We start from the raw sequence: 4,112 nt of genomic DNA, 5'->3' as shown, positions 1-4,112 counted from the left end.
TAAGTGTAGGCGCTGCCGGCGATCGGGATCATTGAAGCCATCTCGGCATAGCACAAGCCTGCGAAAACGCAGGCGATTGCTGCCGCCACGAAGGAAAGTACGACCGCCGGGCCCGCGTGCTGGGCTGCAGCCTGCCCGGTCAGCACGAAGATTCCGGCGCCGATGATGGCACCAACACCCAGCATCGTGAGATCGATAGCGCTGAGCGCGCGCTTCAGCCCGTGTCCTGTGTCGACCGATTCACGCATGAGAACATCGAGCGACTTCGTGGCGAAGAGCCGGTTTGCCATTAGCGCCTCCTGGAACCTGTATTCACCGCCGCTTTCCTGTGGGGCCGGTGCCTTGCGCCCGCAGCATCTTCCGCACAGGATCGATCAACCCGCAAGTTGCGCAAACTAACACCTTCGGACGTAACCTGCAAGCCACAAATCCAGCCACTGTGGTAAGCAAATGATCTGTCCGGTGGCTGTAGCAAATGAAATGTCCGGTCCTGAGGCCTGGGCCAGGATAGAGTCCCAACGCGAAAGGAGCGATGGCGATGGGACTCTATCCGGCTCGGGCGCTGGAGCGGGCCATGAAGATACAGGAAGTGATTTTGCGAGCGATGAGCGGCGAGATTTTGTGGATGCAGGCGGCGGAGATCATCGGGATATCGGATCGAAGCATGCGGCGCTGGAGGGAGCGATACCAAGAACATGGGTACGACGGTCTATTTGACCGTCGGACGCAACGGCCGAGTCCGAAGCGGGTGCCGATGGCAACGGTGGAGAAGGTATTACGGCTGTATCGGGAGAAGTACTTTGACTTCAATGTCAGGCATTTTGTGGAGAAGGTGCGGAAGGAGCACGGGATCGAACTGAGCTACACGTGGATCAAGACGGCGTTGCAGACGGCGGGATTGGTGGCGAAGAGCCGGAAACAAGGCACGCACCGCAAGAAGCGGCCCCGGAGGCCGCTGCCAGGGATGATGCTGCACGTGGATGGCAGCACGCACAGCTGGCTGGGAGGGGATCAGCGCCAGGACCTAGTAGCGATCCTGGACGATGCCACTACGGAGGTCTATTACGCGCGCCTGGTGGCTCAGGAGAGCACGGCGACGGTGATGGCAGGGTTGAAGTCGGTGATCGAGCAGAAGGGGCTGTTTTGCTCTTTGTATTCAGATCGAGGCAGCCACTTCTTCCGGACTCCGGTTGCCGGAGAACCGCCGGAGAAGGCGATCAAGACACAGATCGCGAGGGCGTTGGGACAGTTAGGCATCGAGATGATCCCGGCCTACTCGCCGCAAGCCAGAGGCCGTTGTGAGCGCTTTTTCGGTACCTGGCAGGGTCGGTTGCCACAGGAATTGCGGTCGAGAGGCATCACCACGATGGAAGGGGTCAATGATTTTCTGCGCAGGTACTGGATCCGCTATCACAACAGCCATTTCACGACGCCGGCGGCACAATCGGGAACGGCATTTGTGCCCTATGCAGGGACAGATCTCAACAAGATCTTCTCGCACCAGGAAGAACGTGTGGTCGGCAACGACAACACGGTGAAGTTTGGTCCGGTGCAGCTGCAGATCCAACCCCAGACGTTTCGCTTCAGCATGGCGAAGTGCCGGGTGCTGGTGTGCCAGCACCTGGACGAGACGATGAGCCTGTACTATGGCCCGCACCTGTTGGGCCGGTACGACGCGCAAGGTGAAGCATTGACATTGGCAGGGGCACGACGGAGCAAGAACCGAGCAGCCTGAGGCGATCTGTTGGTTTGTTCAAGTTGCTTCGGGCTACGCCCTTCGCAACTTGAACAAACCAACAGGGAGTGAAGAATTCCAACAAACCAAAATCAATAAACCGGACAAATCACTTGCTAATAAAACCGGACATATTGATTTGCTACTGACAAGGGGCAGCGAAAAACAAGGGCGGTACCAGGTTATTTAGGCTGCGCCGGGGGTGGACCGTCGAGCAGGCTATTCCTGACGCAGCGCCCTCAACGGATCTATTCTTGCTGCCTTGCGTGCCGGTACGTAACAGGCGAGCATCGCCAGCGCCGCCAGGAGAAGCGGCGCGCCGACAAGCAAGCGCGGATCGCCCGTACCAATCCTAAGCGACTCGACAAAAACATTGGTCAACGCCGAGAGTACCCTGGCCAGCACGAACGCGCCCAGAAATCCGAGAACCGTTCCGACGCTCACCAGGGCAGTGCCTTCACGCAGCACCAGCAGGAGCACCTGTCCCTTACGCGCGCCCAGCGCCATTCGTATTCCGATTTCCTTGCGTCTTTGCGCAACTGCGAAGGCCGTAACGCCGGCGAGTCCGATTGCCGCCAGCACCAATCCAAACACTCCAATTCCGCCGTAAGTGTTGACAGAGTAACGCTCGGAGGCCCGGTTAAGCTCCAGATAGGTGCTAAGGGTTCGCTCGTTGAAGATGTTCAGGTTCGGATCTATGAGGGCGATCTCGCGCCGGATGCCGCTCAAGGCATCCGGAGTCGCCTCGGATCGCACCAGGACGGCTATGCCGTTGGCTGGCGGCCGTGCAAAACTGCGGCGGGTCAGCGGCAAATAGACTACGGCACGGCTGATCTCGAGGCCATTCTGCAAATCGCGGACCACGCCGACCACTTCGTAGGACTGCCTATCGTCCCGAATGTGCTCCCCGATCGCGTTTCCGCTTCCGAAGAAGCGGTGTGCCGCACTCTCACTGAGTATGGCGGGCCAAGTCTCCGAACCGTCCGCCTGGCTGCGCTGATCGCTTTCGACGAATTCCCGGCCGGCCAGCATCGGCTCGCTGAGGGCGCCAAAATAGCCTGCGCCCACAGTTTCCTCGACTGCCGATATCCGCACGCGCGCGGCCCCGCGGGAGTGGTCCGCAGTCAGTTGGATGGTTTCATCTTCATCATGGATCGAGAAGGGTAGTTGCGCTGCCAGTGCGGTAGTACGCACCACTCCAACATTCCTGAGCCGTTCGGGAAGACTCTCGAAAAACAATTGCGCTCTTTCGGGCGAGTAGCCGTCACGCACCGGGTCTATGGACAGGAGATACAGCGTGTGCGGATCGAAATTGGTTTGAAGAGCACTCACTTGGCTGATTCCTATCACCAGGAACCCTGTGATCAGCAGCAGCATGAGAGACCCGGCAACCTGGGCTACCATCAGCAGGTTGCGAAGACCGAAGCGCAGGTAGCCAGGCGCCTGCAGCGCCGAGCCTTCTTTCAGTGCGGGAGTCAGATCTGCCTTTGTCGCCCGCAGCGCAGGGGCGAGGCTGAATCCGATGCCGGAGATGATTGCGAGGACAAACACCAATATGGCCGCATGCCAATCCGGGATGAAATTGGTTTCCTCCGGTATCGCTGTGGGTTGAGCGAATTTGGACTTCAATACCGCGAGCCCGTAAGCGAGCGCGAAACCCGCGACGCCGCCCATCAGGGAGAGCAACATGCCCTCGCTTATCAACTGCCGGACAAGCCGAAAACGGCTGGCTCCGACCGAGGACCGAATCGCGAATTCCTTTCGGCGGTTGGCGGTGCGCGCGAGCAGCATGTTTGCCAGATTCATGCACGTAATGGCCATGATCAGTCCCATCAGTGCGAGGAAGAATCCGGCTATCGCCGGCCTTACATTTCGGGGAATCGGCACCATGGTGCCTGCCGGAAGCAAGGTCACCCGCCTGCCCTTGTCGGCGCGAACTGGAACCGAGGGATCTTGCGCATCAAGATTACGCGTGAGGGTGTCCAGCGCGATTTCTGCGGATTCAATAGTGACGCCGGGTGCCAGGCATATCATTGCCAGGAACTCTTTGGCATTGCGTTGGTGCAGGACATCGTTCGCAAGCTCCGGAGCGAGCGCCGCGGGCACTGTGATCGGGACGAAGAGTTCGGCCGGATTCATGGAGAGGGCGCCATTGAAATCCTTCGGTGTGATTCCCACGATGGTCGCGGGTTGCCCGTTTAGGCAAAGCGTCTGCCCTATCGCGCGGGGCGAGGAGTCAAGGCGATTGCGCCAGAAGCGATCGCTGATGACCACCACGGGCGCGTCGCCGGGTTTGTCAATCGCGGTGCTTAGCGCTCTTCCGAGCTGAGGTTGTACGCCAAGCACTGAAAAATAGTCGGCTGAAACAAGCTGCCCG

General features: G+C 59.4%; 3 protein-coding genes. 1 reads left to right on the top strand and 2 read right to left on the bottom strand.

The annotated features are described in order from the left end of the window. The coding region (locus VEG30_12225) for an amino acid permease (protein ID HXZ80692.1) at positions 1 to 290 on the bottom strand (290 nt) is incomplete at its 3' end. Positions 291 to 538: 248 nt separating this feature from the next. Between VEG30_12225 and VEG30_12220 the strand changes: the two genes are divergently transcribed. After that, on the top strand, positions 539 to 1,735 hold the full coding sequence (locus tag VEG30_12220; GenBank protein HXZ80691.1) for an ISNCY family transposase: 1,197 nt from the start codon (positions 539 to 541) through the stop codon (positions 1,733 to 1,735). Positions 1,736 to 1,954: 219 nt separating this feature from the next. Here VEG30_12220 and VEG30_12215 read toward each other — a convergent pair. Then, a partial coding sequence (locus tag VEG30_12215; GenBank protein HXZ80690.1) for an FtsX-like permease family protein occupies positions 1,955 to 4,112 on the bottom strand: 2,158 nt, incomplete at its 5' end.

It is taken from the genome of Terriglobales bacterium (assembly GCA_035624455.1).
GTDB lineage: Bacteria > Acidobacteriota > Terriglobia > Terriglobales > Acidobacteriaceae > DASPRM01.
The sequence above is the reverse complement of the archived record's forward strand: the minus strand, read 5'-3'. Positions and strand labels throughout refer to the sequence as shown.